30 protein-coding genes are annotated in these 25484 nt (G+C 62.7%); 10 read left to right on the top strand and 20 right to left on the bottom strand.

Annotated features, from left to right (window positions below; genetic code table 11):
* Positions 1 to 284: 284 nt before the first annotated feature.
* The 6 genes from FJV77_RS16480 to FJV77_RS16455 form a co-directional block, all read right to left on the bottom strand.
* On the bottom strand, positions 285 to 518 hold the full coding sequence (locus FJV77_RS16480) for a DUF680 domain-containing protein (protein ID WP_142867832.1): 234 nt from the start codon (positions 516 to 518) through the stop codon (positions 285 to 287).
* A gap of 321 nt (positions 519 to 839) precedes the next feature.
* Complete coding sequence (gene dapB / locus FJV77_RS16475) at positions 840 to 1619, bottom strand: 4-hydroxy-tetrahydrodipicolinate reductase (protein WP_142867831.1); 780 nt, start codon at positions 1617 to 1619, stop codon at positions 840 to 842.
* Between the two features lie 63 nt (positions 1620 to 1682).
* Positions 1683 to 2486: an agmatinase family protein gene (locus FJV77_RS16470; RefSeq protein WP_142867830.1), complete on the bottom strand. Its 804-nt coding sequence runs from the start codon at positions 2484 to 2486 to the stop codon at positions 1683 to 1685.
* Positions 2487 to 2594: 108 nt separating this feature from the next.
* A complete protein-coding gene (locus FJV77_RS16465; RefSeq protein ID WP_142867829.1) occupies positions 2595 to 3767 on the bottom strand; it encodes an amidohydrolase in 1173 nt (390 codons plus the stop codon).
* Between the two features lie 13 nt (positions 3768 to 3780).
* The gene (locus FJV77_RS16460) at positions 3781 to 5007 is read right to left on the bottom strand and encodes a Zn-dependent hydrolase (RefSeq protein WP_142867828.1); all 1227 of its coding nucleotides are present in this window, start codon (positions 5005 to 5007) and stop codon (positions 3781 to 3783) included.
* Positions 5004 to 6212, bottom strand: a complete 1209-nt coding sequence (locus FJV77_RS16455; protein ID WP_142867827.1) for a diaminopropionate ammonia-lyase — start codon at positions 6210 to 6212, stop codon at positions 5004 to 5006. Before FJV77_RS16455 ends, FJV77_RS16460 begins: the two co-directional genes overlap by 4 nt.
* Before the next feature lie 106 nt (positions 6213 to 6318).
* Between FJV77_RS16455 and FJV77_RS16450 the strand changes: the two genes are divergently transcribed.
* Complete coding sequence (locus FJV77_RS16450) at positions 6319 to 6795, top strand: Lrp/AsnC family transcriptional regulator (protein WP_142867826.1); 477 nt, start codon at positions 6319 to 6321, stop codon at positions 6793 to 6795.
* 6 nt (positions 6796 to 6801) lie between these two features.
* Here the strand turns inward: FJV77_RS16450 and FJV77_RS16445 are convergent, their stop codons facing one another.
* Complete coding sequence (locus FJV77_RS16445; RefSeq protein WP_142867825.1) at positions 6802 to 8910, bottom strand: molybdopterin oxidoreductase family protein; 2109 nt, start codon at positions 8908 to 8910, stop codon at positions 6802 to 6804.
* A gap of 215 nt (positions 8911 to 9125) precedes the next feature.
* On the opposite strand from FJV77_RS16445, the gene FJV77_RS32400 reads away from it, so the two are divergent.
* Together FJV77_RS32400 and FJV77_RS16440 are read left to right on the top strand one after the other, a co-directional pair.
* Complete coding sequence (locus FJV77_RS32400; RefSeq protein WP_185970344.1) at positions 9126 to 9284, top strand: hypothetical protein; 159 nt, start codon at positions 9126 to 9128, stop codon at positions 9282 to 9284.
* Positions 9281 to 9982 (top strand): hypothetical protein, encoded by a 702-nt coding sequence (locus FJV77_RS16440; RefSeq protein ID WP_142867824.1) that lies wholly within the window; start codon positions 9281 to 9283, stop codon positions 9980 to 9982. The genes FJV77_RS32400 and FJV77_RS16440 overlap by 4 nt, the downstream gene beginning before the upstream one ends.
* An 18-nt stretch (positions 9983 to 10000) precedes the next feature.
* On the opposite strand, the gene FJV77_RS16435 is transcribed toward FJV77_RS16440, so the two are convergent.
* The 5 genes from FJV77_RS16435 to FJV77_RS32395 all read right to left on the bottom strand — a co-directional run bounded on the left by FJV77_RS16435 (position 10001) and on the right by FJV77_RS32395 (position 14745).
* Positions 10001 to 11878: an ABC-F family ATP-binding cassette domain-containing protein gene (locus tag FJV77_RS16435; protein WP_142867823.1), complete on the bottom strand. Its 1878-nt coding sequence runs from the start codon at positions 11876 to 11878 to the stop codon at positions 10001 to 10003.
* 230 nt (positions 11879 to 12108) lie between these two features.
* The gene (locus FJV77_RS16430) at positions 12109 to 12555 is read right to left on the bottom strand and encodes a MucR family transcriptional regulator (protein ID WP_142867822.1); all 447 of its coding nucleotides are present in this window, start codon (positions 12553 to 12555) and stop codon (positions 12109 to 12111) included.
* 169 nt (positions 12556 to 12724) lie between these two features.
* On the bottom strand, positions 12725 to 12943 hold the full coding sequence (locus tag FJV77_RS16425) for a hypothetical protein (protein WP_142867821.1): 219 nt from the start codon (positions 12941 to 12943) through the stop codon (positions 12725 to 12727).
* Positions 12936 to 13898, bottom strand: a complete 963-nt coding sequence (locus FJV77_RS16420) for a DMT family transporter (RefSeq protein ID WP_246691283.1) — start codon at positions 13896 to 13898, stop codon at positions 12936 to 12938. Before FJV77_RS16420 ends, FJV77_RS16425 begins: the two co-directional genes overlap by 8 nt.
* Before the next feature lie 13 nt (positions 13899 to 13911).
* Positions 13912 to 14745, bottom strand: a complete 834-nt coding sequence (locus tag FJV77_RS32395; RefSeq protein WP_185970343.1) for a hypothetical protein — start codon at positions 14743 to 14745, stop codon at positions 13912 to 13914.
* A 111-nt stretch (positions 14746 to 14856) separates the two neighbouring features.
* On the opposite strand from FJV77_RS32395, the gene FJV77_RS16405 reads away from it, so the two are divergent.
* Positions 14857 to 15825, top strand: a complete 969-nt coding sequence (locus tag FJV77_RS16405; protein ID WP_142867820.1) for a LysR substrate-binding domain-containing protein — start codon at positions 14857 to 14859, stop codon at positions 15823 to 15825.
* 61 nt (positions 15826 to 15886) lie between these two features.
* Here the strand turns inward: FJV77_RS16405 and FJV77_RS16400 are convergent, their stop codons facing one another.
* The 3 genes from FJV77_RS16400 to FJV77_RS32390 all read right to left on the bottom strand — a co-directional run bounded on the left by FJV77_RS16400 (position 15887) and on the right by FJV77_RS32390 (position 16712).
* Complete coding sequence (locus FJV77_RS16400; protein ID WP_142867819.1) at positions 15887 to 16078, bottom strand: hypothetical protein; 192 nt, start codon at positions 16076 to 16078, stop codon at positions 15887 to 15889.
* Complete coding sequence (locus tag FJV77_RS16395) at positions 16059 to 16382, bottom strand: hypothetical protein (protein WP_142867818.1); 324 nt, start codon at positions 16380 to 16382, stop codon at positions 16059 to 16061. Before FJV77_RS16395 ends, FJV77_RS16400 begins: the two co-directional genes overlap by 20 nt.
* A 171-nt stretch (positions 16383 to 16553) precedes the next feature.
* Positions 16554 to 16712 (bottom strand): hypothetical protein, encoded by a 159-nt coding sequence (locus FJV77_RS32390; protein WP_185970342.1) that lies wholly within the window; start codon positions 16710 to 16712, stop codon positions 16554 to 16556.
* Between the two features lie 140 nt (positions 16713 to 16852).
* Between FJV77_RS32390 and FJV77_RS32385 the strand changes: the two genes are divergently transcribed.
* The 3 genes from FJV77_RS32385 (at position 16853) to FJV77_RS16385 (ending at position 19647) form a co-directional block, all read left to right on the top strand.
* Positions 16853 to 17017, top strand: a complete 165-nt coding sequence (locus FJV77_RS32385) for a hypothetical protein (protein WP_185970341.1) — start codon at positions 16853 to 16855, stop codon at positions 17015 to 17017.
* A gap of 89 nt (positions 17018 to 17106) precedes the next feature.
* Positions 17107 to 19188, top strand: a complete 2082-nt coding sequence (locus FJV77_RS16390; protein ID WP_142867817.1) for an ATP-dependent helicase — start codon at positions 17107 to 17109, stop codon at positions 19186 to 19188.
* A 156-nt stretch (positions 19189 to 19344) separates the two neighbouring features.
* Positions 19345 to 19647 carry a DUF982 domain-containing protein gene (locus FJV77_RS16385; protein ID WP_142867816.1) on the top strand — a complete coding sequence of 101 codons (303 nt, stop codon included), beginning with the start codon at positions 19345 to 19347 and terminating at the stop codon, positions 19645 to 19647.
* A 31-nt stretch (positions 19648 to 19678) separates the two neighbouring features.
* Here the strand turns inward: FJV77_RS16385 and FJV77_RS16380 are convergent, their stop codons facing one another.
* From FJV77_RS16380 to FJV77_RS16365, 4 genes are all read right to left on the bottom strand, one after another.
* Complete coding sequence (locus tag FJV77_RS16380; RefSeq protein ID WP_142867815.1) at positions 19679 to 20506, bottom strand: sterol desaturase family protein; 828 nt, start codon at positions 20504 to 20506, stop codon at positions 19679 to 19681.
* Between the two features lie 223 nt (positions 20507 to 20729).
* A complete protein-coding gene (locus tag FJV77_RS16375; protein ID WP_142867814.1) occupies positions 20730 to 21518 on the bottom strand; it encodes a GGDEF domain-containing protein in 789 nt (262 codons plus the stop codon).
* 260 nt (positions 21519 to 21778) lie between these two features.
* Positions 21779 to 22354 (bottom strand): hypothetical protein, encoded by a 576-nt coding sequence (locus FJV77_RS16370; RefSeq protein WP_142867813.1) that lies wholly within the window; start codon positions 22352 to 22354, stop codon positions 21779 to 21781.
* 229 nt (positions 22355 to 22583) lie between these two features.
* Positions 22584 to 23096 (bottom strand): DinB family protein, encoded by a 513-nt coding sequence (locus FJV77_RS16365; RefSeq protein WP_142867812.1) that lies wholly within the window; start codon positions 23094 to 23096, stop codon positions 22584 to 22586.
* Positions 23097 to 23166: 70 nt separating this feature from the next.
* Between FJV77_RS16365 and FJV77_RS16360 the strand changes: the two genes are divergently transcribed.
* Positions 23167 to 23865 carry a glutathione S-transferase family protein gene (locus FJV77_RS16360; protein WP_142867811.1) on the top strand — a complete coding sequence of 233 codons (699 nt, stop codon included), beginning with the start codon at positions 23167 to 23169 and terminating at the stop codon, positions 23863 to 23865.
* A gap of 90 nt (positions 23866 to 23955) precedes the next feature.
* On the top strand, positions 23956 to 24591 hold the full coding sequence (gene bluB, locus FJV77_RS16355) for a 5,6-dimethylbenzimidazole synthase (RefSeq protein ID WP_142867810.1): 636 nt from the start codon (positions 23956 to 23958) through the stop codon (positions 24589 to 24591).
* A gap of 6 nt (positions 24592 to 24597) precedes the next feature.
* Here the strand turns inward: bluB and FJV77_RS16350 are convergent, their stop codons facing one another.
* A complete protein-coding gene (locus FJV77_RS16350) occupies positions 24598 to 24798 on the bottom strand; it encodes a hypothetical protein (protein WP_142867809.1) in 201 nt (66 codons plus the stop codon).
* Positions 24799 to 24995: 197 nt separating this feature from the next.
* Here FJV77_RS16350 and ndk point away from each other — a divergent pair, with 197 nt between their 5' ends.
* Positions 24996 to 25418: a nucleoside-diphosphate kinase gene (gene ndk / locus FJV77_RS16345; RefSeq protein ID WP_142867808.1), complete on the top strand. Its 423-nt coding sequence runs from the start codon at positions 24996 to 24998 to the stop codon at positions 25416 to 25418.
* The last annotated feature ends 66 nt before the right edge of the window (positions 25419 to 25484 follow it).

The following is a 25484-nucleotide window of genomic DNA, read 5'->3' as shown; positions in this document are numbered from 1 at the left end:
GTCAAACGGCGCCTTGGGAGGATGGCCCCGCTCCCGCCACGAACCTTCAGCGGCGAGGCTTTATTCCCCGACGCCGCGCTTTTTTCTCGAATTTTCGGGGCAGAAACGGGCTGGCCGCGAACGAGGATCGCCAAGCTCGGTCTACAAAGATGCCGTGCAAACAAGAAGATAGAATAGATTGCTGCCGAGTTGATTCAGACCGCGCGGAACCCAAGCCGGCTGCACAAAAAACAAGAGCGGCGGGCCAAGCCCACCGCTCGTTGTGGTCGACGATTTGGTAGAAATCAACGGCCCCAGATGCCCTGGCCGGATTGCGGCTGGTTCGAGTCCGGCTTGATCGTGAAGCCGCCGAAGGTGGCCGGCTTGCCGATCGAGGCCGTATAGCTGTGGTCGATGTTGCCGGCCGGAGCGGTCACGGCGGGCTGGTTGACACCGTCAGAGCCGTAGTGGTCGCTGCCTGCGAAAGCGGTGCCGGTGACAACGAGGAGGGCAGCAGCGGTAAGAGCGATCTTGGTCATTTCAGGTACTCCAGATTTTCAGTCCTGTCCGTCTAGTGGCGTGCCTTGGGAGGAATTCGCGTCGCTCGGACCACTCCGAAATGGGTCTGCCTTGCTGCCATTTCCAATCACTAAAATGTGCGAACCGAACCGTTCAGTTCGATCTTGAAATCCGCCGAATGACTTGGCGGTTGCAATTTTCTATCGTGATATCAGATAGTTAAATTATAGCACTTGCTATATGGCGCGACCAATCGCTGTGCCGGCGTTCATCGATCACGATACAGTGCGTCGATGGCGGGAAAACAGCGACAACCGCAGTCTTGCAAGGGATTGGCAGGGTCAGTGCCTGGCCCTTTTGTCGAACCCCAGAACGTCGCGCATGTCGTATTCGCCGGGCGGACGTTCCACCACCCAAAGTGCCGCCGCAATGGCGCCGCGCGCGAACATCGAGCGGTCACCGGCCGAATGCGAGAGCGTGAGCGTCTCGCCTTGGCTGAGGAAACCCACACTGTGCTCGCCGACGATGCTGCCGCCGCGCAGCACGGCAAAGCCGATCTCGTCGGCAGGGCGCGGACCGGTGACGCCATCGCGAGCGCGTCTCGCCACATCGTCGAGGATCACGCCGCGCCCTCGCGCCGCCGCCTCACCCAGCATCAGCGCGGTGCCTGACGGCGCATCGACCTTCATGCGGTGATGCGCTTCCTGGATTTCGATGTCGCAATCGTCGGCGCCCAGCGTCCGCGCGGCCTGCTCGACCAACCCGGTCAGCAGGTTGAGCCCCAGCGAGTAGCTGCCGGAGCGGACGATGGCGACCGACTTGGAAGCAGTGGCGATGGCGGCGAGATCGTCGACGCTGAAGCCGGTCGAGCCGATGACCAGCGCCGGGCCACCACGCTCTGCGCAAGCCCGGGCAAGATCAACGGAGGCCGCCGGCGTGGTGAAGTCGATGACGACATCGGCAAGCGCCAATGCCTGGTCACGCTCGACCAGACCATTGCCGGTGCTGCCCCCCCGATGGAACCGCGCGACGAGCTGCAACCGCGGATCGGCCGTGACGGCTTCAGCCATTTCCCTGCCCATGCGGCCAAGCGCGCCGGCTATCGCTACTTTCAACGGCATGGCGGCTTTTGTTGAAAATGCGTGTGCGAACAATCGTCTGGCATGCCGCCTTGCCGGATTGATTCAAGCAGCGCCATGCGTCTTGATCATCATACCGGCGATCTCCTTGACCAGCTTGGCAGCAACCAGCGCCGTCAGGTTGGAGATGTCCTGGTTCACATTGTACTCGACGACATCGGCGCCGACGATGGGCTGGTCGATCCTCTGGATCAGGTTGATCACTTGCCGGGTTGTCAGACCACCGGGTTCGCGGTGCGACACGCCGGGCGTACAGGCCGGATCCAGGCCGTCGAGATCGACCGAGAGATAGACCGGCGTCTTGAGGTCGAGCCGCAGATCCTCGCTGAAATGGCGCGCCTCGATCGCCTCGACGCCGAAGCGTTCGAGCTGGTCACGAAGCTCGTCGTTGAGCGTGCGCAGGCCGATCTGGATCAGCCGGTCGGCCAGTCCCTCCTCCAGGATGCGCGCGAAGGACGAGGTGTGCGAGCGTTTGTTGCCCTGATAGGCGTCGTAGATGTCGGGATGGGCATCGATCTGGACGATCGTCAGGCTGGGGTGACGCCGACGCACGGCGCGCAGCAGCGGCCAGGCGATCGCATGGTCGCCGCCAAGGCTGATCAGCGGATGGCCGGCGTCCAGCGCGCGGCCGACCTCGGCCTCGATCCGGTCCCACGGGTCGCCGGCGGCTGTGAAATCGATGTCGCCATGGTCGAGAAAACTGTCCGCCACATCGAAGCCGGTTTCGCTCCACGAGGAGTGCGCGTCGCTTTTGAGCTCGCGCCGGATCAGGGCCGGCGCTGCGGCCGCGCCTTTGAGATAGGACGAGTTGTCGTCATGCGGTATTCCCAGAAGCGAAACCCTGGCCATTGGCGTACGATCTCCGGCTACAGGCCTTGTGACTAAACCCGGGAGCTGGCTGGCGATAGCGCAGCCGCTTGGGCCAGCAGCGAAGGCGAACCGGCAATCAGGCCGCCGTCATTTGCCGGCTTCGCCGCCCAGCCTTTGCCTGACGATCGCGACATGGAAATTCGTGCCATGCAACAGCCCGTCATCGTTGAAGTCGTAGCTGGAATTGTGCAGCGGCCCCGAAGCCTCGCCATTGCCGAGGAAGACAAAGCAGCCCGGCACATGGTCGAGGAAGCGGGCGAAATCCTCCGAACCGGTCATCGGCTCCGCCGCAACGCCAACGGCGTTGTCGGCCAGCACACGCCTTGCGGCGGCAAAGGCTTCATCCACCAGGTCGGCATCATTTTGCAGCGGCACGAACTCCCTGGTGTAGGTGATCTCGGCGGAGACATTGTAGGCGGCGGCCGTACCCTCGGCGATGATGCGCATCTGCCGCTCGATCTCTGCGCTGACCTCCGGCCGAAAACTGCGGGCGTCACCGAGGATGCGGGCAAGGCCGGGCAACGCGTTGCGCGTGCCGTCGGTGATCAGTTCGGTCACCGAAACCACCGATATGTCGGCCGGGCTCAGCCGGCGCGAGACGATGGTCTGCAGATTGGTGACCAGCGCGCAGGCGGCAACCAGGGTTTCGTTGCCGGAATGCGGCCGGGCGGCGTGGCCGCCGATGCCCTTAAGCACGATCTCGAAATTATCCTCGGCCGACATGATCGGGCCGGCGCGGGTTTCGAAATATCCGATGGGCAGACCAGGCATGTTGTGCAGGCCGAAAATCTCGTTGAAGGGAAAGCGCTGCCTCAGGCCGTCGTCGAGCATCGCCAGCGCGCCCTTGCCCCACTCCTCGGCCGGCTGGAAGATGAAGCGCACAGTGCCATCGAACCCGCCCTCGGCGGCCAGCAGTTTTGCCGCGCCGAGCAGCATGGTGGTGTGGCCGTCATGACCGCAGGCATGCATGATGCCGGGGTTCTGCGAGCGATAGGCGGCCGCCGACTGCTCGGTGATGCGCAGCGCATCCATGTCGGCCCTGAGCGCAATCGCCCGGTTGCCGCTGCCGCGCTTCAGCGTGCCGACGACACCGGTGCCGCCGACACCCTCGGTGACGTCGTCCAGCCCGAATTCACGCAGCTTGGCGGCGACGAAGGCGGCGGTGCGCTTTTCCTCGAAACCGAACTCGGGATGCGCGTGCAGATCGCGCCGCCAGCCCGTCATCTCCCGCTTCAGCGCACCACGATCGAGCTCAGCCATTTTCTCCCCCGACCTATCTTGCAAGCTCACTGGCGACATCAAGCAGGTTGTTGGCGCCGGCGACAAGCTCGGCATCCTCGGTATGTTCGAGCGGACTGTGGCTGATGCCGCCGGCACTCGGCACGAAGATCATCGCCGCCGGCGCCATGCGGGCCATCATCTGCGCATCATGGCCGGCGCCGGAGGTCATGCGCCTCACAGCGAGACCACGGTTTTTTGCTGCAGCCTCAATCCGTTCGACGATGCCGATGTCGAATAGAACGGGCTCGAAGCGAGCCAGCCGTTCGACCGAGATCGATACGTTCTCGGAAACGGCAAGCTCTTCGAGATAGGCGGCAAGGGCTGCCTCATGCGCCTGCAGGCGCTGTTCGTCGGGATCGCGCAAATCGATGGTGAAGATGGCGCGCGAAGGGATGACGTTGATGGCATTCGGCTCGAAGCGTATCGTGCCGACGGTAACCACGGTCGGCCCATTGGAAGCCGTGGCCCGATCGTGCAAGAAGGTGATGACGCGGGCGGCGGCATGCCCGGCATCCCTGCGCATCGACATCGGCGTGGTGCCGGCATGGTTGGCCGCGCCGTCGATGGTAATGCGCTGCCAGGAAATGCCTTGCAAATTCTCGACCGCGCCGATCGGCACGCCTTCGCGCTCCAGCACCGGCCCCTGCTCGATATGCAGTTCGAGATAGGCGTGCGGCTTGAGGAAGCCGGGTTCGCGGTCGCCGGCATAGCCGATGCGGGCGAGTTCCTGGCCGAGCACGCTGCCATCCGTGCCGACGGCGGCCAACATCGCGTCCGCGCCGGCGCCACCGGCATGGACCAGCGAGCCCATCATGTCGGGCGTGTAGCGCACACCCTCCTCATTGGTGAAAGCGGCGACCGCGACTGGACGTGAGGGCGAAAAGCCCGAGGCCTTGAGCGTCTCGATCACCTCCAACCCGGCCAGTACGCCATAGCAGCCATCATAGATGCCGGCATCGATGACGGTGTCGATGTGCGAACCGATCAGCAGGGGCGCCTGCCCGGCATTATCTGGGCTTTGCCAGATGCCGAAGATATTGCCGACCCGGTCGATCGCGACATCGAGCCCGGCCTGGTTGAGCCAGCCGACGAAGAGGTCGCGGCCTTGCTTGTCGGTATCGGAAGCGGCGAGCCGGATCAGCCTGCCGTCGCCGTCACGACCGACGGCGCCAAGTTCACGGATGCGGCCGAGCAGGCGCTGTGCATCGATGCCAATCATTGCAAAGCCTCGGCAGGCACTTTGCCGACCAGCACATCGGTGGGGCTTTGCCCAACCAACTCGGCATAGCGATGCGGGTCGGTGGCGCCTTCCGTGTTGATCACCAGCACCCGGGATCTGCGATCGAGGCCGAGCTCGACCTTCTGGTCAGCCACCGCCCGGATTAGTCCAGCAAGACCAACACCGCCGCTTTCACCTGAAACGATCGCCGGATCGCCTGCATTTGGCTGGGCGAGAAGCCGCATCACCGCGACGGCCTCATCCTCGTCCACCGTCATGAAGGCATCGGCAACCCGCGCCAGCACGCGCCAGGCGACTGGAGAGGCCTCATAGCATTCAAGCATCGCCATCACGGTTGGCTGGTCGTGCACGACCTTGACCACGCGACCCGCCTGGGCTGCCGCGGCAACGCAGGCCGCACGCGCCGGTTCGACCACGATGAAGGTCGGCCTGGCGTCACCGAGCACGATGGCGAGATGACCGGCCACCGCTGCGGCAATGCCGCCGACACCGGCCTGCACGAAGACATGGGTTGGCGGCTGCGGCAACAGGTGCAACGCTTCGCGCACGATCGCCGTATAGCCCTGCATGACCAGACCGGGGATGCGTTCGTAGCCGGGCCAGGAGGTGTCGGACACCACGGTCCAGCCCTTCTCGGCCGAAACCTCGGCGGCCTGCCTCACCGAATCGTCATAATTGCCGTCGACGCGGATCATCTGCGCGCCATAGCGGGCGATGGCCGCTATCCGCTCCTCGCTGACGCCCTGGTGAACGAAGATTGCAGCCTTGGCGCCGACGAGTTGCGCCCCTTGCGCAACCGAGCGGCCGTGATTGCCGTCGGTGGCACAGGCCACCGTCATGCCGGCAGTGATCGCCCGGACGTCGGGCCGGTCGAGATCGGCTACGTCCACGGGCCGGCCGAGCGACCGGCTTGCCTCCTCCAGCACAAGGCGGAAGACGGCATAGGCGCCGCCCAGCGCCTTGAAGCTGCCGAGGCCGAGGCGAAAGCCTTCGTCCTTGATGTGGATCGCGCCGAGGCCGAGGCCGCCGGCCAGCGCCGGCAGCGCATGCAGCGGCGTTGGCAGGTGATTGTCGCGGTGGGCAAGAAAGCGCTCGACCGTGTCGGCTCCGGCAATCCCCAGCGTTTCGGCATCGACCGGTTCGAGCGGTTCGCGGTGCAAGGTATTGCTGTTGAGCAGGAACACGGATGGCCTCCTTGAGAGTCAGACGAAATCGTATTGCAGCAGAGGCGCAAAGTGCGCTGTAATTGGCGCTTTGAAATGCAAGTTTGTTTCGCCGGGGACAGCGCCTTTGCCTACATCGCCTTCACTCGACAGTTTCGACCTCGCTATCCTTGCCATCCTGCAAAGGGACAACACCACCCCGCAGCGGCTGATCGGCGAAGCCGTCAACCTGTCGGCGCCGGCGGTGCAGCGGCGTATCAAGCGCATGGAACAGTCCGGCGTCATTGCGGGCAATATCGCTGTCGTCGAGCCGGCGGCGGTCGGCCAGCCCATCACCATCTTCGTCGAGGTCGAGTTGGAGAGCGAACGCTTTGACCTGATCGACGCGGCCAAGCGGCAATTCTCGGCAGAGCCGCAAGTGCAGCAATGCTACTACGTCACCGGCGAGGCCGACTTCATCCTGGTCATCACCGTGGCAGACATGGGCGCCTATGAGGCGCTGACGCGCAAACTGTTCTTCGACAGCAAGAATGTGCGAAAATTCCGCACCTTCGTCGCCATGGATCGCGTCAAGGTCGGGCTGACCGTGCCCTTGCCCGGATAAGCCGGATCAATCAGCCGGCCGCAGCCAGACCTTGTTGTCGTGGAAAGCGGCACCGCCATAGGGCGCAGGCGCATCGGCGCCGGTCAGCACATTGATGCCCTCGCCGCGCTCATGCGCGCTGTTTGGCCAGATGCCTTCGGCGATGACCACGCCGCGCTTGATGCCGTCGAACAGCTTGGCGTGCAGGACGACCTCGCCGCGCCGGTTGCCGACCTCGATGCGGTCGCCATCGGCGAGCCCGAGAGCCGCGGCATCGTCCGGATGCAGCAGGAGTTCCGGCCGGCCCTCCTTGGCCCGCGACACCGGTGTTTCCGAGAAGGTCGAGTTCAGAAAATTGCGCGCCGGCGATGTCGTCAGCCGGAACGGATGCTCGGCGTCCGCGACCTCGATCAGGTCGACATGGTCGGGGAATTCCGGCAGCTCGGACACCGGCCCGAACAGGCCCATGCTTTTCGGTGGCCGGTTAGGCGCCGCCTGCCCGCTCCAGTTGGCGCGGAAGTGGAATTTCTTGTCGGCGTGACCGAAGCCACTGATGAAATGCGCCGCCTCGAAATCTGGCTGCAGGTCGACCCATTTGTCTTCCTTCAGGCTGGCGAAGCTGCCCAGCCCGCGCTTGCCCAGGATGATGTCGATATGCTGCTGCTCGGTCAGGCCAAAGCCCGGCCGGTCGGCGACGCCGAGACGCGCGGCCAGTTGCTCGATGACGAAATGGTTGGTGCGCGGACCTTCCGGCGGTTCGATCAGCTTGGGGCCGAGCGTGATGTGCTGGTTGCCGCCGCCCTTGTAGACGTCGTCATGTTCCAGAAACATCGTCGCCGGCAAAACGACATCGGCGAGTTTTGCCGTGTCGGTCATGAACTGCTCGTGCACGCAGGTGAACAAATCGTCGCGCAGGAAGCCTTGTTTCACCAACCGCTGCTCGGGTGCGACATTCACCGGGTTGGTGTTCTGGATCAGCATCGCCGTCACCGGCGGGCCGCCATAGAGCGCATCGGCCGCTCCGGTCAGCACCGGGCCGGTCCGCGACTGGTCGAGATAGCGGATGTTGGGATCGCGCATCGCGGTGCCTTCCAGCACATCCTGGTTGAGCTTGAAGATACCGGAGTTGGAATGGAAGGCGCCGCCGCCCTCATATTGCCAGGCGCCGGTGACGGCGGCGATGCAGGATGCCGCGTGCATGTTGACCGAGCCGTTGCGCTGGCGGGCAAAGCCATAGCCGAGGCGGAAATAGGTCTTTTTGGTCGTGCCAACAAATCGCGCAAAGGCCTCGATCTCGGCGACGGCAAGGCCGGTGATGGCGGACGCCCATTCCGGCGTGCGCGTCTCAAGATGCGCCTCCAGACCCTTGGGGTCGTCGGTGTATTTTTCGAGGTAGGCGCGGTCGGCCATACGTTCCCTGAACAGCACATGCATGACCGCGCAGGCCAGCGCGCCGTCGGTGCCGGGCTTCAGCACCAGGCCCATATCGGCCTGCTTCATCGTCGCGTTCTCGTAGACGTCGATGACGACGATCCTGGCGCCACGTTCCTTGCGCGCCTTGATGGCGTGGGTCATGACATTGACCTGCGTGACCACGGCATTGGTGCCCCAGATCACGATGCAGTCGGACTTCGCCATTTCGCGCGGATCGGGACCGCGCAAGGCGCCCGCCCCCATCATCCAGCCGGTCCAGGCCAGATTGGTGCAGATCGAGCCGAAGAAGCCGGAGTATTTTTTCGCATGGCGCAGCCGGTCGATGCCGTCGCGCTGTACCAGTCCCATCGTGCCGGCATAGTAGTAAGGCCAGACAGTCTCGGAACCATATTTTTCTTCCGCCGCGATGAATTTTTCGGCGACGAGGTCGAGCGCCGCTTCCCAGCTGGAGTCCTTCCAGACGCCGTCGCCCTTGGCGCCGGCCCGCACCAGCGGTTTCAGCAGCCGGTCCGGATGGTGGACACGGTCGGCGTAGCGCGCGACCTTGGCGCAGACGACGCCGGATGTGTAGGTGTTAGCCTTGGCGCCATGGACGCGGCCGATCCGGTTGCCGTCGAGCAATTCGACCTCGAGTGCGCAGGTCGACGGGCAATCATGCGGACAGGCGGAGTGGCCGATGCGGAGCTTGGCGTGCTGGTTCATGGTGCGTGTCTAGCGGGTTCCAGACGCGGCGTGTTGGGCCAGATATGGCGCAGGCTTACCCTCTCCTGTTTCGAAGCCTCGAAGCCGCACCTTTGCTTAGCATCTTGTTAGGCTCACATCCGAAATTCAACTGCAGATGGTGGTTTCCCAGAGTATTCATGGTGAGAGCTTTGCCATGTTCGGCAGAGTCGGCGATCCGTGGGGTGTGATCGAGAATGCGCAAGGCAGCGATTGTCGTCGGCGAGGTGATTGTGTTCGCGGGCCTGTGGGCGGCGCAACTGGCGGCTGCATGCGACGCAGCTGGCAGCCGCGTGATGGGCAAAGGCAAGCTCTTGCATGGACTGGTGATCGCCCCATTGGAGCGTCGCCCATGAAATATCGAAAGCTTGCGGTCGGGCTGATTCTTGCGGTTGTCGGAGTGGCAGGCGGATTGCTCTTGTTGGGCGGGGCTCTCGCAAGCCTCACCACTTCAATGTTCGGCGCATCTCGTATGATTTCCAAAAGCATGGAACCTTATGAGGTCGTGCTACGAACCTCTTTCAAAGGGGGCAAACGTCTTCCGCCTGAGGCAAAGCCCCTTGAGTGGCGCGTCGTCTTGCCACGAGCGTTCGTGACCATAGAGATAGGCACCAACGGCGCGATTGCCCCTGGGGAGCGCCCAGATAGCCGCTGGTACGAATGGCCGGTGCAAAGGAACTTTTTCGTACATTTTGAGACGGTTATCGATCTTGAGAATGATCAGTTGACGCCAGCTGTGCTGTCCAACCCAGAAAAGATTAAGGATAATTTTATGGACATTGCGCTGAGTAACGGAGCGCTCTATCCCGACGTTATATACGATGAATACTGTATCCGCGACGACGAATATGACAAGAATATTTTAAAAAATGGAAACCAAAAGCCATTGTCTCCATGCTCATCAACGCCGAGATGTGGCATTAACACGATTCTCGACGGGTGGGACATCCGACTTATTGTTTCGCGGGCGATCTATGATCAGCCCCAAAAAATGTGTGCCGCCGCTCGGCGCTTTCTTTCAGAGCACACAATCAAACGTGACAGCATCCGTTAGCCCGGAGACGGCGCCGCTTTACTCCGCCGTGCCTTCCTCATACTCGGCCGACATGGTCAGCCATTTTTCCTCGTGGCCGGCCAGTTGCTGCGCCAGTTGCGAGCGCTCCTTGGCGAGCCTGGTCGCCGTCGACGGATCCTTCTCGTAGACGGCCGGATTGGCGAGTTCGTCCTCGATCAGGTCGATGCGCTTGCGGATGCGGTCCATCAGCGCCTCGGTGGCGCGGATTTCCTTGGCCAGCGGTTCGAATGCGGCGCGGCGTGCGGCCGCATCGCGGCGGCGATCGGCCTTTGATGCCTTCTCGGCCTCGCGCTTGCCGCGGCGGTCCCCGGACACGCCGGTGACCAGCGTCTTGTAGTCCTCCAGGTCGCCGTCATAGGGATTGACCGCGCCGTCCTTGACCAGCCACAGCCGGTCGGCCGTCGCCTCGAGCAGATGGCGGTCGTGCGAGATCAGGATGACGGCGCCGGGAAACTCGTTCAGCGCATGGATCAGGGATTCGCGGCTGTCGATGTCCAAATGGTTGGTCGGTTCGTCGAGGATGAACAGGTTCGGCCCCTCGAAGGCCGACAGGCCCATCAGCAGCCTGGCCTTTTCGCCGCCCGACAGGTCCTTAGCCGCCGTATTCATCTTTTCGGTGGTGAGGCCAAACTGGGCGACGCGGCCGCGCACCTTGGATTCCGGCGCTTCCGGCATCAGCCGGCGGACATGCTCGTAGGCATTTTCCTCCGGCCTGAGATCGTCGAGCTGATGCTGGGCGAAGATCGCCACTTTCAGCCCGGGCGCAACCGTCATGGTGCCGGTTTCCTGCTTCAACCGGCCCGACAGAAGCTTGGCGAAGGTCGACTTGCCATTGCCATTGGCGCCGAGCAGCGCGATGCGGTCGTCGGCGTCGATGCGCAGCGTCATCTTCTTCAGGATCGGCTGGCCTTCGGTGTAGCCGACATTGACGTTGTTCAAGGCAATGATCGGCGAGGCCACCGTTTTCACTGGCTCCGGAAAAGAGAACGGCCGCACCGTGTCGTTCACGATCGCCGTGATCGGCTTCATCTTCTCCAGCGCCTTGATGCGAGACTGCGCCTGCCTGGCCTTGGAAGCCTTGGCGCGGAAGCGCTCGACGAAGGATTCCATATGCTTGCGCGCGGCTTCCTGCTTGACGCGGCCCTTCTCCTGCAACTCCTTCTGCTCGGTGTACTGGCGCTCGAACTGGTCGTAGCCGCCGCGCCAGAAGGTCAGCTTCTTCTGGTCGAGATGGACGATGGAGTTGACGGCGCGGTTGAGCAGGTCGCGGTCGTGCGAGATCAGAAGCACCGTGTGCGGATACTTCGACACATAGTTTTCCAGCCACAGCGTGCCTTCGAGATCGAGATAGTTGGTCGGCTCGTCGAGCAGCAGAAGGTCGGGCTCGGCAAACAGCACCGCGGCGAGCGCCACGCGCATACGCCAGCCGCCGGAGAAGGACGAGGCCGGGCGGCGCTGCGCCGCATCATCGAAGCCGAGGCCAGCAAGGATGGTGGCCGCGCGCGACTCGGCCGAGTGCGCATCGATATCGGCCAGCCGCATGTGGATGTCGGCGATGCGGTGCGCGTCGGTGGCGGTCTTTTCCTCCTCAAGCAGGGCAGTGCGCTCGAGGTCGGCCTTGAGCACGATCTCGATCAGCGGCTCCTCGGTGCCCGGCGCTTCCTGCGCCACCTGGCCGATGCGGGTGTTCTTCGGCAGGCTGATCGAGCCGGTCTCGGAAGGGAAATCGCCGGTGATCGCCTTGAACAAGGTCGTCTTGCCGGTGCCGTTGCGGCCGACGAGGCCGGCCTTGGTGCCGGCCGGCAAGGTCAGCGAGGCATGGTCGAGAAGCAGGCGTCCGGCCATGCGGAGCGAAAGGTCGTTGATGATAAGCATGCCGGGGCTTTTGCACGGGAGGGCGGCGCTTCGCAAGGGCTTGGAGGGCCGGCCGGGGCATCAGGCATGAAAACGGCGCGCCTGAAGCGCGCCGTCCAAACTGATAACTTTCAGAGACGACCTAAAGCGTGTCGCGCTGAAACGGATTCAAGCGACGCCCTTTAAGTCTTTGTTTTGATGCATGTCGTTATCCCAGAACCGCAACACACTTCTGGGCGACATGCATTAGGTCAGGCCTTCGTCTTGCGCTTCGTCACCTTGGCCGTGGCGGCCGGAACGGCCGGCTTGCGGCCGAGGCCCGAGGATTTGGCCAATGCCGAACGAGTCGCGGAATAGTTCGGCGCCACCATCGGATAGTCCGGCGGCAAGCTCCACTTGGTGCGATACTCGTCAGGGGTGAGGCCATGATCGGTCATCAAGTGGCGCTTCAGCGACTTGAATTTCTTGCCGTCCTCGAGGCAGACGATGTGGTCGGGAAACACCGAACGCTTCGGATTGACGGCCGGGTTAAGCACAGGGCTCTCCACGGCGGCGGCATTGCCCAACTTACGAACCGAAGCGCTGACGCTTGCGATCAAGTCCGGTAGACTAGAAGCTGGCAGTGGATTGTTGCCGACATAGGCCGATACAATGTCGGCGGTCAGTTCAATAGCAGTCTTGTTGTCGAGAGTTTGCAATTTGTTTTTCTCCCGCCGGTGATGCAGTTGCCGGCTTTTTTTGAAGAGTGTTCTCGATGTATCCGCTTAACAGCACCTCCCCAGCAGGTCGTTAAGCGTCAGTAACTCATCAAGAATCGGTGCAGGAGGATGTTTCCACATCAGGTTGCAACGTTGCAAATTAGAAAATCTAATACTTCGAAGCGGCCGATTTCGCCGTTGCGGAACTGACGGGTCTGGAGTCGGCCAATATCTCTAGAATACGTTTCCAGCGGGCGCACCGCCCGAAGTCTTTTTGCTCGATCGCCTTTTCGGCTTTCATCGCGGCATAGAGCGGCGCCTCGGCGCCGAACTCCTTGATCAGCCAGTATGCTTCCTGTCTGGCGAGGCGTTCATCGTCGTCAAGCATGGTTTTCAGCCTCCGAACGTTCAATGCCCACCGCAATGCAACTACCGATGACGAGGACCGCACCGGCAATCGCGGTCAGCGTCAGCCTTTCACCAGACAGCGTCAGCAGCAGCGTCGAGGTGATCGGCGTCAGATAGGCGACAACCGCAACCTTGCCGCCGCCTTCGAGCTTCAAAGCGCGTGACCAGAAATAATAGCCCAGCCCCATCGGACCGGCGCCGAGATAGAGGCTAAGCAGGAGGTCCGCGCCAGCTGGCCAGGCCGCGCCGTCGTGAACACACCACAGCAAGGTCAGGCCGACGCCGACCAGTGCCGAAGGCAAGAGCAAACGCTCCGACGGTGTGGCCAGGCGAGCGACCGCGATCGAATAGAACGCCATGCACAGCGCCGAGCCGAAGGCGGCGAGATAGCCGACGATGCTGCCCTGGAGAAAAGACTGGTCGCGACCACCCGAGATCACCAGCGCCACGCCGACAAAGCCGACCACGGCAGTCAAGCCGAGGAGCACGGGGCGCTGCGGTTTGCCCAGCACGATGACCGCCGCCGCGACCATCAGCGGCCAGGTGTAGGCGACGAGATTGGCCTCGATCACCGGCATGGAGGCAAAGGCGATGTATTGCAGCACCATGGTGCCTACCAGGCCGATGATGCCGACCGCGACCGCCAGGGCGCCTGTGGCTGTGTTTTCTGGCGCCGCGTTCTTGCGGCTCGCCAAATGGATGACGGCGAACACCAGCGCCGCTCCGCAAAACTGCAGCAACTGCACCAGCGACACCGGGTGACTGGCCAGCAGGGATTTGCCGACCAGCGCGTTGGTCGACCACAGGGCGACCGCGCCGGCGGCGAAGACCAGGGCCGAGGGCGAGCCCGACCCGTCCCGGGAAGGCCGGGACGGCGCCCTGTCCCCGTCGCCGACCATGATTTCTTCCGAACCGACGGTCAAACCGGTGTCCACTTCTACGCTCTGGCTACCATGATTCCCTTGACCCGCCCGGGAACGGCGCATCGGTCGCCGCCGCAACCGGGCGTTCTTCCTCGAAGCGGCGATAGGCCGGCAGCTGGTTTGTCCAGACGTCTTCGGCCAGTTCGTTGACCCATTCGCGGTCATGATCATTGTCGGCGGCGAGATAGAACATGCGGTTGTCGTCGACATAGGGCTTGGCCACCGAGCGCTGGTTGAGCACAAGCGTGACGCGATCACCGAACTGGATCGGTGCCGTCCGGTGCAGAACGCCAAGAAACTGCCCGAGCGTCGCGTAGTTCATCTTGTGGTCGATGCGCATGACACGGTTGCGCGGGATCTCGCGGCCGGATTCGAGGATGGCGCGGCCGGTCTCGGAATCGTCGCAGTAGATTTCGAGATGGCCGCCAACCAGCGGATTGCTGATCGACAGCGGAATGAGTTCGGTGACCGGAACACCGTCGCAATGCCAATCGACGGCGCCGTCCTTGGGATTCATGAAGGTGACGGTCGAGCCGACGATCGACAGCGGGTAAGGCTCGAGCTTGGTGCCCATCATGTCGGACAGACGCTCCAGGCGCAGCTTGTCATGCAGCAGTTCCTTGATCTCCGGAATGAAGCGATCGGCGCCGGTGATGAAGGTCAGATCGAGATGCTTGTGCACGGCGTGGCTGGCCTTGAGCTTCAACGCAGCCTCCTCGATCGCCGCCAGCAACGCCGGGTCGTAGCCGTGCAGATACTGCGCAACGCCGAAACTCGACACTTTCCAGGCTGTCTCGTGACCGATAATGGCTTCACGGCTCATCGCATAGCGCAAATCGGGAATGGTATGGGCGTTCATTCTACTTCTCCAGGGTGGGGACATCACTTGGTAAACAGTCGATTAATTTCCCCACCCCTGTAAAATTAGGAATGCTGGTGCTAGTGTAAGCCCAGCTTAAGGTCGAAACGCGTGCGTCTGCTCAGTCAGGTCAACCTCAATTCGCTGAAGATTGTGGAAAGTGCCGCCCGGCACCGTAACTTTACGCGCGCCGGCGAAGAGCAGTTCATTACTGCTTCCGCGGTCAGCCAGCGTGTCAAAAGCCTTGAGGACCAGCTGCGCTTCAAGATTTTCCAGCGTGGCGGCAATGCGGTTTCGCTGACGCCCGAGGGCGAGACCTATGTGTCGCGCGTTCGCGAGGCGCTGGAGCGGATCGTGGCCGCCAGCATGGAGGCGACCGGACAGTCGCAGGCACATGTGCTGAAGATTTCGGTGCTGCCGACTTTCGCCGCGCGCTGGCTGTTTCCGCGCCTGCCGCTGTTCCAGCGGCAATATCCCGAAATCGAGATGCGCGTCTCGACCTCCTACGCCACGAATGAGTTCGCAACTTCCGAGTTCGATCTCGAGATCCGCTACGGAGACGGCAGCTTTCCGGACCTGGCGGCGGACCTCTTGTTCAAGGAGGATTTGACGCCGGTATGCAGCAGGAAACTGTTCCAGGAGATTCTCGGCGACAAGCCGCTGTCAAAGGTGACGCCGGACGACCTCAGGCATTTTACGCTGCTGCATTCCGACACCTGCACGCAGAACTGGCAGTCGTGGCTGGGTTTTGCCGGCGCGAGTTCCGTGCTCGGCGAGGCCAAGAGCATCTATTTCGATTCCTGCATGATGTCCTATGAAGCGGCCAATGCCGGCATGGGCTTTGCAGTCGCCAACCGCGCCTATATGGCGAGCGACATCCGCGCCGAGCGGCTGGTGGCGCCGTTTGCCGTCCATCACCCCAACACCGCCGGCTGGTATTTCGTCAGTCCGGCCACCGCGCTCTATGCGCGCAAGGTGGACCTGTTCAAGCAGTGGATCATGGCCGAGGCGGCGCTGACACAGTGCCAACTGGACGCCGAGATCGCCAGCGGCCCGGTGCTGCGGCAGGCTATGGCCTGAGGTCGCTCCTACCGAGAGTTCTTGCCCAGCGCTGCAATCTCTCGCACGTCACCGTAGTTGCCTACCAGAGGCTTCGGGTATTTTCCTCAATGCCGCTGGTCTCCAGTATTTTGCCATCGGCGTCGATTGCGAATTCTTCCAAATAATACGCCCGGGATATCCCGCCGATCATGTGGCTCATCTGCACCACCGAGAGGCCGTCCTCGTACAGCCGCGCGGGGAACCTCAACCATTCATGGCGAATGCCGGACAATGCAGCATCCCGGATTGAGCCTCATCAGCTCGTCGACAAAACTGTGTTTGATCGGGCCATGTGCAGATTTTACAGCATCGGCAACCGCAATGGCGATCAGCTGACGATCGCTCAGCCGTTCCCGATAATTGTAGACCACGGTCCACAAGACCAGCGCCGCGATTGTGATCGAGGCGAACATGAGGGCACCGGACAGAAGCTTTTTCATCTTTCCGGCAGTACCCCGTGCAGAGTGGACCAGTCGTGGCGAGATACTGCAGGATTTCGGGGGCTTTCTGCTGATTTTGTGCAGGAGCGCCGTCATTAAGCAGGTCGATGCGGGCCACCTCATGACGCGGAGGAAAGACTCAGCTATCTTCGGTCGTGCGGCGGGCCTGTTTTCCCGCTTGGCCGGCGCTTTCAACTTCCTCCCGAGCAGCGCCGGCCTTCTTCCCTCAGGCGCCGTTTCGCTTCACCACCTCCTGTCGAGAGACGATCATTGCGCCGGTGGCGATTGTTCGCCACCAGTTGCCGGCTTTGGCGCCGAATCCGTCTGCGGGGTTTGATCGAGCACCGGGGCTTTGGTTGGCTGGATGTCGCTGTCGCAGGCCGCGAGCGCCAAGCCTACGGCAAACAGAATCAGAAGCCTCTTCATGGCAACCTCCTAGGTCTGCCCTCTCCTTCGTAAAGGCAACGAGGTGGTTCGGCTTTTGGTTGCACGCCCGCAAGCAACGCCTCCCGCCGGCTGGAACCAAATGCCGCCCCCGGGGTTGGCTGCCCGAAGGAGATCGCGCCATGATCCGTCTGCTCCTAACCGGCCTGGTCGCCTATGCGGCCTATCGTGCCGTAAGAAAAGTCATCGACGAGGTGCCTGACGATTTCGATCCGCTGCCGATGCCCGGCGACGAACGCGCCTTGCGACGCCAGTCGGTGGCAATGGGAGTCGCTCCGCGGAGGTAGGCCAGCCATCCCCACAGGGATAAAGGCCCGGTAGAGGCCGGGCTGCGTCAGCCCGTTGCGAACAAAGCAGAAACGATGCTTGATGGGCGATGACCATCGCCATCAATGATTCGACTCTGCAGCCCGCTTATCTCGCCAAGCTCAACGCCGAGCAGCGGCTGGCTGTCGAGCATGGCGACGGCCAGATCGCCGGGCCGTTGCTGGTGATTGCGGGCGCCGGCTCCGGCAAGACCAACACGCTGGCCCACCGAGTGGCGCATCTGGTGGTCAAGGGCGCCGATCCGCGACGGATCCTTTTGATGACGTTCTCGCGCCGGGCCGCCGCCGAAATGGCCAGGCGGGTCGAGCGCATTGCCGGTGAGGCGCTGGGCCGCGATGCGTCCGTCATCGCCGACGCGCTGAGTTGGGCGGGCACGTTTCACGGCATCGGCGCCCGGCTGCTGCGCGACTATGCGCTGACGATCGGCCTCGATCCGGCCTTTACCATCCACGACCGGGAGGATTCCGCCGACCTGATGAATCTTGCCCGGCATGAGCTCGGCTTTTCGAAGACTGAAAGCCGTTTTCCGACCAAGGGCACGTGCCTGGCGATCTATTCGCGCACTGTCAACGCGCAGGCGCCGCTCGGCGAGGTGCTGGGCGCGGCTTTTCCCTGGTGCTCAGGGTGGGCAGAACAGCTAAAGGCGCTGTTCGCCGGATATGTCGAGGCCAAGCAGGCGCAGAACGTGCTCGATTACGACGACCTCCTGCTCTACTGGGCGCAAATGGCGGCCGAGCCTGAAATCGCCGCGCATCTTTCCTCCCGTTTCGACCATGTTCTGGTCGACGAATACCAGGACACCAACAGGCTGCAGGCCTCGATCCTTTCGGCGCTGAAGCCGGACGGCGCCGGACTGACGGTGGTCGGCGACGACGCGCAGTCGATCTATTCGTTCCGCGCCGCCGAGGTGCGCAACATCCTGGATTTCCCCCAGCAATTCGCGCGAGCCGCAGACGTCATCATGCTGGAGCGCAACTACCGCTCGACCGAGACCATTTTGGCGGCGGCCAATGCGGTGATCTCCGAGGCATCAGAGCGCTTCACCAAGAATCTGTGGTCGGAGCGTAAATCCTCGCAAAAGCCGAAACTGGTCAGCGTGCGCGACGAGGCCGAACAGGCAAATTATGTCTGCCAGGCCATCCTTGCCGAGCGCGAGGCCGGCACGGTGCTGAAGTCGCAAGCGGTGCTGTTTCGCGCCTCGCATCACAGCGGGCCGCTGGAGATCGAGCTGACGCGCCGCAACATCCCGTTCGTCAAGTTCGGCGGTCTGAAATTCCTTGACGCCGCCCACGTCAAGGACGTGCTGGCGGTGCTGCGCTTTGCCGAGAACCCGCGCGACCGCGTCGCCGGCTTTCGCGTGCTGCAGCTTCTGCCCGGCATCGGCCCTTCGGCGGCCAGCGCCGTCGTCGAGACCATGGCGACATCGCTCGATGAGGCGATGGGGCTCGCCCGCTACCGGCCACCGCAACGCGCGGCGGAGGACTGGCCGGCATTCGTCACGCTCTATTCCGGCCTGCGCGCCAGGTCAGGCAAATGGCCGGCAGATCTCGAACAGGTCAGGCTGTGGTACGAGCCGCATCTCGAGCGCATGCATGAGGACGCAACGACGCGGCGAGCCGACCTCATGCAGCTCGAGCAGATCGCCTCCGGCTACGCCTCGCGCGAGCGCTTCCTGACCGAACTGACACTTGATCCACCGGATGCGACCAGCGACCAGGCCGGGCCGCCCCATCGCGACGAGGACTATCTGATCCTGTCGACCATCCATTCGGCCAAGGGCCAGGAATGGAAGAATGTCTTCGTGCTCAACACCGTCGATGGCTGCATCCCGGCCGATCTCGGCGTTGGCACAAAGGAAGACATCGAGGAGGAGCGCCGGCTGCTTTACGTCGCGATGACGCGGGCCAAGGACGGCCTGCACCTGGTGACGCCGCAGCGCTTTTATCCGCACAACCAGCCGGCGCGCGGCGACCGCAACGTTTACGCCTCACGCAGCCGCTTCATCCCGGCCTCGATCCTCGACGCCTTCGAGCAGACTTCGTGGGCGAGCGTCCACGCAAAGGACGATCCGCGCCACAGACCTGAAGTCAGGGTCGATCTCGGCGCCCGCATGCGCGGCATGTGGAAATAGCCGCCGGCCGCAGCCGCGGATGCGGCCCTCGGAAGCGACGTCGAAAAGCAAAATTCTCTGTCATGGAACCTCAGGCCCCGCGCCGCGTTTTTCGGCGTCCAACCCGCGATCGGAGAGCGGCGCCCGCCGTCCCTCCCCACATCCAGAGAGGCCAGAATGCACGACGCGATGTTCTTCACCCCGGTTGCCGTTACCGTTGGCGCCGGCCACAAACGCATGCTTGCTTCGCTGTTCGAAATGCATGATTTCCTGACCGAGTTTCCGCCGTCGCGCCGGCGCTTGAGCTATGGCGCCGCGGTGAAGGCCTGCGAGGCGGCACGCGCCGGCGAAATCTCGACTGAGGCCGCGCGCGATGCCCTGATCACCTTTGCGGTAACGGCAGGCATCCTCTGGCCCGCTGTCCAGCCGATCATCTCGGTCAAGCCGGTCGCGCGCGGCTATGGCGGCTACGCCGCCTGAGATGGCGGATCAAACCTGGTCGGCGAAAAGATCAATCGGACTTGCCGGCCGACGTAGGTGCGGCTTCGGCCAGCCTTGCAGCTTGCGCGAGCTGTTCGGTGCTGCCGACAAACGGATAGGCAAGCTGCTGATGATAGAGCGGCGGGACCGGGTCATCGGTGCCGTATTTCTGCGGCATCCTGTCGGGCATGAACAACGTGCCTCCCAGCATGTCGAGCAAAGGCAGCTGCCCGGCGAAATTCTTGTCCCAGGCTTCCCGCTCATTGGCATGATGCCAATGATGAAACTGCGGTGACGCGAGAAGCCATTTCAACGGTCCGACCTTGATACGCGTGTTGGAATGGATGAACAGCGACTGCCACTGATAGATCAGCGTGAAGATCAGTATGGCGGTGCTCGAGAAATCGAGCGCGAAGACCGGCACGAACGAGGCCGATTTGGTCAGGATCTGGTCGACAGGATGGACGCGGTGCGCGGCCAGCCAATCCATCTCCTCGATGCTGTGGTGGATCGAATGGAAGCGCCACAGGAACGGGATGGCGTGAAAGGCGCGATGCGCCAGGTAGAAGCCGGTATCGGCCAGCACCAGAACCTCCACCGCCTGCAGCCAGACCGGCTGCGACTGCACCGCCTGCGTAAGCCCGGCCGGAACAAACTGGTGGAGCACCAGCATGGCTGTGCCGATCACGATGAGCAGGCCGATCTTGATGATAATGCCGTTGAACAAGAGGTAGACGACGTCGTTCAGCCAATGCCGGCGCGTCGATGATTGCTCCGCATGCAGCGGCAATAGCCGCTCCAGCGGAATGAAGATAAGCGCGATCACCAGCACCGCCTTGAGGTCTACGAGATCCGACACCCTGCCCTCGTTGTAGCCGAAGATTGGTTCGGCAGAGATTAATGGCCAAGGGATGAACGGATTGTTGACGGGCCGCGCCATGAACCGGCAGATTCAGGCGCTCGCGACAAGGGACAAGGAATGAGGCGCCGCTGCAGTCGACATCGTGGACGGTAACAGCTCCACCGCGCTATATCAGGTCGGCGTTGCAGCGATCCGGCTGATCAGGCCCGCTCCGACCCTCTCAATGGAACGTTGCCGGATCGCCGGTCAGCAGGCCGCGCGGCCCGGTTGTCTCAAAACTGACCTGGTCGCGCCCGTTCGACTTGGCCTTGTAGAGGTGCCGGTCGGCCGTCAGGAACATATCGGCATAGGTGGTGGGCCCGCTGAAGGCGACGCCGCCGATGCTCACCGAGAGCGGACAAGGTCGTCCACCCGGGGCAAATTCGACCTCGCGGATGCGCCGCCGGATCCCCTCGGCGACCAGCCAGGACTGCGACGGGTCGGCGCCGGGCAGGAAAACGGCGAACTCCTCGCCGCCGATGCGTCCGACAATGTCGGCGCCGCGCAGCTGGGCCTTGATCGTCTCGGCAATCAGCTTCAGCGCCTGATCGCCGCAATCGTGACCCAGTCGATCGTTGATGGTCTTGAAATGGTCGGCGTCGACGATCAGCAGGGCGCCGGCATTGACGACGGCCTGGCTGCGTGCCTGGTCGAGATAGGCTTCGACCAGCATTGAAAACGCGCCGCGGTTGAACACCGCCGTCAGGCTGTCGGTCGCCGCGACGATGCTCAGCTCTTTCTGGGCGATGGCCAGCTGGCGCATCTTGCACATCAGGAAAGAAAAGAACGATCCACCCAGCACAAGCGGCAGCAACAGGTCGGTGAGTTGCGCCCAGCGCAACGCATCAGGCGACAGCGACGGAAAATTGTAGGAATCGACGAAGAAGGCAGCCGCGATACAGATCGCCGTGCCGACAACTGTGACCACAATGACCCTGCCCCAACTCGTGGGCGACAGATCGATCCGCATGCCATTCTCCACCGTGTCCGCCACTTTGCAGTAGGAACACAAATGAAACCCTAAAACCTTGCCTTCAATTGTAATGTGGTTAACAGCCCGTCGAAACCGTGAAGATGCCGGCGGCCACAAAAAGCCCCCCACTCGCGTGGCGGGCTTTCCGACTGGCCGGAGGCTTCTCGTCAGCGCATGTCCTCGGGAAGCCCGGGGCATGCAGTAGGAGAGTGCCGTAAAGCCTCACGGCTGGTTCGACACTCCCGGCGAAACCCGTCTCAGCGACGGGAGATCATCAGGCAGAGCTGCCGCAGGTCGCTGTCGTAGGTGCCCTCGCTGCTGAGCACATCGATGCAGCGCTTCTTCAAGCGTGTCAGCTGGCTGGCCGACATGCTGGCAACGACGCCCGGCATAGCCGGCGTGGTGGCAGTTGCCGCAGTGCCGAGGGTGCCAGGAACCCCTGGCGTTCCAACTCCAACATTGGCGCTCGTGCCGCCGAGCGTCACGCCGACGGCGCTGTTGGTGCCGTTGCCCAAACTTGCATTTGCTCCAGCGCCGTTGGTGCCACCGATGGATGCCGTAGCTGTGGAACTGCTGCCGCCGATGGTGGCAGTCCCATCGGCGCCATTTGTGCCGCCGATCGAAACGTTGGCACTGGTTCTGCTACCGCCGAAAGATGCATTTGCGTCAGCTCCATTTGGCCCGCCCGCATTGGCGTCGGCTCTGTTTCCGCCGACGGATACGCCGCCAAGTCCACCAAGCCCGACGCTTTGGGCGTTCGCAGGCATGGCGAGAATAACGATGATTGCACCACTCGCCAATGTGCTGGCGATTCTCTTTACGATACTGGCCATAACACTCTCCTGTGTGGTTTTCTATTTTCGCATTTCAGCACTCGCAGATTTAAACGCGCTCGTTCTTTTTCGATAAGATACGCGGAGAGCGGTGTTTTGGTTTCTTTAGCTTTTGTGCATATGAAGAGTCGTGGTTTTTAATCTCTACGCTGCGGCAAGAAGAATTTAGACGAACTTGCTCAAATTTTTAAATTTGAGCAATCTACCACTCGGATTGCTGGAAGGTGCATCAGGCGTAGGCGCGGCCTTCGTCGGTGCGCTGGAAAAACGCCAGATCCAGCTGCACCGAAGGCCGGCCAAGAATGGTCAGGATGGCGTGCGCCTGGCCGCGGTGATGGGTCTGATGGTTGAAGACGTGGGCCAGCGCCGGCGCCAGCCGCTGCGAGACGGTGCGCATGTCGGAAACGGTCATGTAGGAGAAGCGGCCGGACAAGGCCTTTTCAGTCAGACCGCCGACCCAGTCGACGATCCGCCTGTCCTCGGCCTCGCGCGCCAGCCGGAGGCCAGGCAAAGCGCGGTGCAGGATGGCGTCGAGCTTTGCCGGTGCGTCGCCCTCGCCGGTGAAGCGTTTCATCCAGATGCGGTCGGTGGCAAGCAGATGGTTGAGGGTGCCCATTATCGAGCCGAAAAACGCGCCGACGTCGCGGTTGAACTCTTCTTCGTCAAGCGCGGCGACGGCATCGTAGATGCGGCCATTGGCCCATTGATTGTAGGCCGCAAACATCATGAAATGCTGTTTCATCTTTCCTTCCCGCCGACGAGTTCCGCTTCAACCGCTGGCGCCTAATTAGACCGCGAGGACGCAGCCGCCAATGACCATTCTGTTGTATGAACTCGTCGGACGCGACACGACCCGTCCGTTCAGCCCGCATTGCTGGAAGATTGCCATGGCGCTTGCACATAAAAGTCTGGACAGATCCAGCCTGCCGACCCGCTTTCTCGACGTGCCCAGGGTCGAGGGCGGCATCTCGAAGACCGTGCCGGTGATCCGCGACGGCGCTCGTGTGGTGGCCGATTCCTTCGCTATCGCGCTTTATCTGGATGAGACCTATCCCGAGCGGCCGACGCTTTTTGCCGGCGACGGCGGCAAGGCGATGGCGCGTTTCATCGAGCGCTGGTCGCAGTTCACCATCCATCCCTATGTCACCACGGCCGCTCTGCTCGACATCCACGCCATGCAGGACGACGAGAACGCCGCCTATTTCCGCGCCAGCCGCGAGCAGCGCTTCGGCAAACCACTGGAAGCGGTGACGGCGGCCCGCGATGCCGGGCTTGCCGGCTTCCGCGCCGCGCTGGAGCCGCTACGCTCGATGCTCGGCTATCAGCCATTCATCGGTGGCGCGTCGCCGCTCTATGCCGACTACATCGTCTTTGGCGCGCTGCAATGGGCACGCATCACCTCGCCCTACCGCTTGCTCGACGACAGCGACATCGTTGCGCAGTGGTTCGAACGCTGCCTCGACCTCCATGGCGGCCTCGGCCGTACGGTGGAGGCGGCTGCAGCCGCCTAGGAATTAGGGAATAGGCAGTAGGCAATAGGGTCTCCGCGCTGTATTCCCTACTGCCTACTGCCTATTCCCAACAAAAGCCCCCCGATCGCCATGCCACCACCCCCCAATTTCACCGACGATTTCCGCGCCGGGCTCGTCACGTTGCTGCGCTGGCGCAGGGATGTGCGGCGCTTCGAGCGGACGGCTTTACCCGAAGGGACGCTGGAACGGCTGCTGGAGATTGCCAGCATCGCTCCGTCCGTCGGGCTCAGCCAGCCGTGGCGCTTCGTGGTGGTCGAGAGCGCCGAACGGCGTGCAGCCGTGAGAGACTCTTTCGAGCGCTGCAATGCCGAGGCGCTCACATGTTTTTCGGGCGAGCGCGCAGCGCTCTATGCCCGGCTGAAGCTTGCCGGTCTCAACGAAGCACCCTGCCAGTTCGCGGTTTTCGCCGACCGCACGACGGAACAGGGCCACGGGCTCGGCCGCATGACCATGCCGGCGACCATCGACTACTCGGCCGTGATGGCAGTGCACACGCTGTGGCTGGCGGCGCGGGCAGAAGGCATCGGCATGGGCTGGGTGTCGATCCTCGATGCGGCCGAGATGGCCGCAATCCTCGACACGCCGCCCGAATGGACGCTCATCGGCTATTTCTGCCTTGGCTATCCCAGCGAGGAGCATGATGTGCCGACGCTAGAGCGCGAGGGCTGGGAGCGGCGGCGGCCGCCGGTGGTGATCAGGCGGTAATGGCGGTCACTTCGCCTGATCCTTGGGGATGAGCTTGACACAGATCGGGTCGCCCTTTGCAATCGGGGTACATTGCCATTCCGGGCCGAAGCCGAAGTTCGTGTTCTTGCCGAGCCCGAGCAGCATCGCAGCGACAAGGCCGCCGAAGACGGCAAGCATCAGCAGGATTGCCTTGATGTCTCCAGGCCTGCGATCGTGCCAGCTCATTTTCCGCCAACCGACCTCCTTCGGAGATAGTACCTCAACCCGGAGAGCCGTCCAACGTCTCGCCGCGGCCGAACAGCGCTGCCAGGCGCATCGTTGGCGCCTCCCCTTGGCAATGGACCGAGCGGCTTGTATAGAGCCCGCCACTCCCAATTCCACTCTTCATCACCCAATTCCTCTCTTCATCACAAGGACGACCAATGGCGATCGAACGCACCTTTTCCATGATCAAGCCGGACGCGACCCGGCGCAACCTCACCGGCGCCATCACCAGGATGCTGGAAGAGGCCGGCCTGCGCGTCATCGCCTCGCGCCGTGTGTGGATGAGCCGCCGTGAGGCAGAAGGCTTCTACGCCGTCCACAAGGATCGCCCGTTCTTTGGCGAGCTGGTGGAATTCATGTCGTCGGCGCCGACCATTGTGCAGGTGCTGGAAGGCGAAAACGCCATTGCCAGGAACCGCGAAGTGATGGGCGCCACCAACCCGGCCAACGCCGCCGAGGGCACCATCCGCAAGGTGCACGCGCTGTCGATCGGCGAGAACTCGGTGCACGGCTCCGACGCGCCGGAAACCGCCGCCGAAGAGATCAAGTACTGGTTCTCGGATACCGAGATCGTCGGCTGAGCCGATAGGAACGGAATGCATTCAAAAGGCCGGCGTTTCGCCGGCCTTTTTCTTTGGCATCGTACC

The organism is Mesorhizobium sp. WSM4306 (assembly GCF_007003975.1).
GTDB lineage: Bacteria > Pseudomonadota > Alphaproteobacteria > Rhizobiales > Rhizobiaceae > Mesorhizobium.
This window is presented reverse-complemented; position numbering and strand designations above follow the sequence as displayed.

Coding starts and splice junctions, on each gene's coding strand:
- FJV77_RS16440 (WP_142867824.1), top strand. CDS start 9,281: ATGAAATATCGAAAGCTTGCGGTCGGGCTGATTCTTGCGGTTGTCGGA.
- FJV77_RS32400 (WP_185970344.1), top strand. CDS start 9,126: ATGCGCAAGGCAGCGATTGTCGTCGGCGAGGTGATTGTGTTCGCGGGC.
- dapB (WP_142867831.1), bottom strand. CDS start 1,619: ATGCCGTTGAAAGTAGCGATAGCCGGCGCGCTTGGCCGCATGGGCAGG.
- FJV77_RS16365 (WP_142867812.1), bottom strand. CDS start 23,096: ATGAAACAGCATTTCATGATGTTTGCGGCCTACAATCAATGGGCCAAT.
- ndk (WP_142867808.1), top strand. CDS start 24,996: ATGGCGATCGAACGCACCTTTTCCATGATCAAGCCGGACGCGACCCGG.
- FJV77_RS16350 (WP_142867809.1), bottom strand. CDS start 24,798: ATGAGCTGGCACGATCGCAGGCCTGGAGACATCAAGGCAATCCTGCTG.
- FJV77_RS16385 (WP_142867816.1), top strand. CDS start 19,345: ATGCACGACGCGATGTTCTTCACCCCGGTTGCCGTTACCGTTGGCGCC.
- FJV77_RS16370 (WP_142867813.1), bottom strand. CDS start 22,354: ATGGCCAGTATCGTAAAGAGAATCGCCAGCACATTGGCGAGTGGTGCA.
- FJV77_RS16360 (WP_142867811.1), top strand. CDS start 23,167: ATGACCATTCTGTTGTATGAACTCGTCGGACGCGACACGACCCGTCCG.
- FJV77_RS32395 (WP_185970343.1), bottom strand. CDS start 14,745: ATGAACGCCCATACCATTCCCGATTTGCGCTATGCGATGAGCCGTGAA.
- FJV77_RS16395 (WP_142867818.1), bottom strand. CDS start 16,382: ATGACGGCGCTCCTGCACAAAATCAGCAGAAAGCCCCCGAAATCCTGC.
- FJV77_RS16390 (WP_142867817.1), top strand. CDS start 17,107: ATGACCATCGCCATCAATGATTCGACTCTGCAGCCCGCTTATCTCGCC.
- FJV77_RS16425 (WP_142867821.1), bottom strand. CDS start 12,943: ATGCTTGACGACGATGAACGCCTCGCCAGACAGGAAGCATACTGGCTG.
- FJV77_RS16375 (WP_142867814.1), bottom strand. CDS start 21,518: ATGCGGATCGATCTGTCGCCCACGAGTTGGGGCAGGGTCATTGTGGTC.
- FJV77_RS16470 (WP_142867830.1), bottom strand. CDS start 2,486: ATGGCCAGGGTTTCGCTTCTGGGAATACCGCATGACGACAACTCGTCC.
- FJV77_RS16435 (WP_142867823.1), bottom strand. CDS start 11,878: ATGCTTATCATCAACGACCTTTCGCTCCGCATGGCCGGACGCCTGCTT.
- FJV77_RS16460 (WP_142867828.1), bottom strand. CDS start 5,007: ATGATTGGCATCGATGCACAGCGCCTGCTCGGCCGCATCCGTGAACTT.
- FJV77_RS16465 (WP_142867829.1), bottom strand. CDS start 3,767: ATGGCTGAGCTCGATCGTGGTGCGCTGAAGCGGGAGATGACGGGCTGG.
- bluB (WP_142867810.1), top strand. CDS start 23,956: ATGCCACCACCCCCCAATTTCACCGACGATTTCCGCGCCGGGCTCGTC.
- FJV77_RS16480 (WP_142867832.1), bottom strand. CDS start 518: ATGACCAAGATCGCTCTTACCGCTGCTGCCCTCCTCGTTGTCACCGGC.
- FJV77_RS32385 (WP_185970341.1), top strand. CDS start 16,853: ATGATCCGTCTGCTCCTAACCGGCCTGGTCGCCTATGCGGCCTATCGT.
- FJV77_RS16445 (WP_142867825.1), bottom strand. CDS start 8,910: ATGAACCAGCACGCCAAGCTCCGCATCGGCCACTCCGCCTGTCCGCAT.
- FJV77_RS32390 (WP_185970342.1), bottom strand. CDS start 16,712: ATGAAGAGGCTTCTGATTCTGTTTGCCGTAGGCTTGGCGCTCGCGGCC.